This is a genomic window from bacterium, assembly GCA_016873475.1.
Taxonomy (GTDB): domain Bacteria; phylum Krumholzibacteriota; class Krumholzibacteriia; order JACNKJ01; family JACNKJ01; genus VGXI01.
The window spans coordinates 1-1,753 of the sequence record VGXI01000395.1 but is presented as its reverse complement, the minus strand read 5'-3'; the positions used below and the strand labels follow the sequence as shown (position 1 = coordinate 1,753).

Sequence of the window (1,753 nt, the reverse complement as noted above, 5' to 3'; positions counted from 1 at the left end):
CACGCGACAGCCGGCGCATGGCTTCGGCGCTCCCAGAAGTCCTCGAACCGACCGCTGAGCTTGCAGCAGCGCAGGGCGATGATCGCGTCAGCCCCGGCGACCGTCCAGTGCATCCCGGAACGCTTGCACCGTGCCCCGATCGCGGTGTTGCAGCCGGACTCCACTACTCCGGTCGAGGTGCACAGCCCTGCGGCCCGGAACTCCGCGTAGCGCATGCGCCCTCGGTTACTGTCGACGTATTCGAGGCACTTGCGGGCCTCTTCGTTGTTCAGCGAGTGCACTCGTAGGGCGGCGAGGAGGGAATTGATGTCCCCGGCGTCCAGTTCGTCGTGGCGCTCGCGCGCCCACCGCTCGCCCAGATCGCTTGCTGCCCCGTAGAGGGACTTGGCGACGTCCGAGAGGTGTTGCTTGGCATGGAAGCGGTCCACGATCTGGATGGCGCCGGGGAAGTTCTCCGTGGCAAGGTTCCAGATCCACTTGGCCCCATCGCCGAGCACGGCCCGGCGAGCCGCCCGATCGAAGCCTCTGCGCGTGGCCTCGCGTTCGACGCGCACGGCAAACTCGCTGGGCACCTTGTCCGTGTCCTTCTGCGCCGCGCTCTCGATGGCCGCCGAGTAGCTGATCGACCCCTCGTCGCGCACCGGCGTGCCGTCTTTATCGCGCCCCTCGGCGCTCCAAACGGTGACGAGCTTGACCTCGCGTGTCTTGGCCGAGCCGTCAGGCTGTTTGCCCGCTCGCCCCTCCAGCTCTTCCTTGCGCACCGGCACCCCCGTGCCATCCATCCCCAGGTACAGCGTCGGGGCCAACGACTCCTCGGCCGCTGGCGGCTCGACCACGCGCCGCTCGTCCTCGGCAATCTCACGCCCTAGCGCCTCGGCGGCACGCTCGACGTGCTTGGTCGGTACCTGCACCCCAGCCAACTCGCTGAGCAACTCGTGGCCTTCTTCGAAGCTGACCATCGCGCCCACCCGCCCGACCATCCGCAGCACCCCTGGGGACAGCGACCCCTCCTGCAGACCGAGGGCATGGTCGCGCGGGCAGAAGCCCGTCTGGCAGGAGTCACAGTGATAGTAGGCGCGCGAGAGCGTCAGTGGCCCCAGGACGCTCTCGAAGCTCTTGTCGTGCCGGCCGGCGTAGCGCGCCGGCTCCCCGCAGCTGCACGGCAACGTCGGACCCACATGGTCGGAAGTGTCCGCGTTGATGCGCTGCTGCACGGCGCGTGCGGCCACCTGCATGGCCTTGCGGCGTGCGGCCACCTCGATGGCCTCGAAGTCCCAGTCCTCGACGGCCCCCGTGCCTACGAGCGCTTGGATCTCGGCGACGATCTCGGCTTGGAAGGCCGCTTTGAAGCCCCCTTTTTCGCCGCCTCCACTTCGGAGGCCGCTGAAGCGGCGTCCAGTTCGGCGTCCGCCCATCGTTCGCAGGCCTGCCAGTACGACTCTACGTGCTTGCGAAACTGTTGGCCCGCCTCGATCTGCTGACGTACCTGCTGGGCTTGCTCGGCGTCCAGCCATCGGGACTGCGTTCGCCCCTTGACTACGCGCGAGAGGCTGTAGTAGGGGCCGTGACGCGCCTCGGGCCGCTCGCCGCAGGGGCAGCCGGCTCTGTTGCACTTGACGTAGCGCTCCGAGACAGAACCGCGACGCATGAGCCGTGGCTCGGCGAGCTGGGCGGCCACCTCAAGAACGTCTGGGGGGATCGTGGATTGGGGCATGGGCCCTCCTTACGGATATAATAGCCGTAAGAATGTCGC

The 1,753-nt window shown here is 67.9% G+C and carries 1 protein-coding gene; it reads right to left on the bottom strand.

What is annotated here, in order from left to right; translation table 11 throughout:
- Nucleotides 1–1,514: ISKra4 family transposase (locus FJ251_16100; GenBank protein MBM4119222.1), on the bottom strand; the 1,514-nt coding region annotated here is incomplete at its 3' end.
- Between the last annotated feature and the right edge of the window lie 239 nt (nucleotides 1,515–1,753).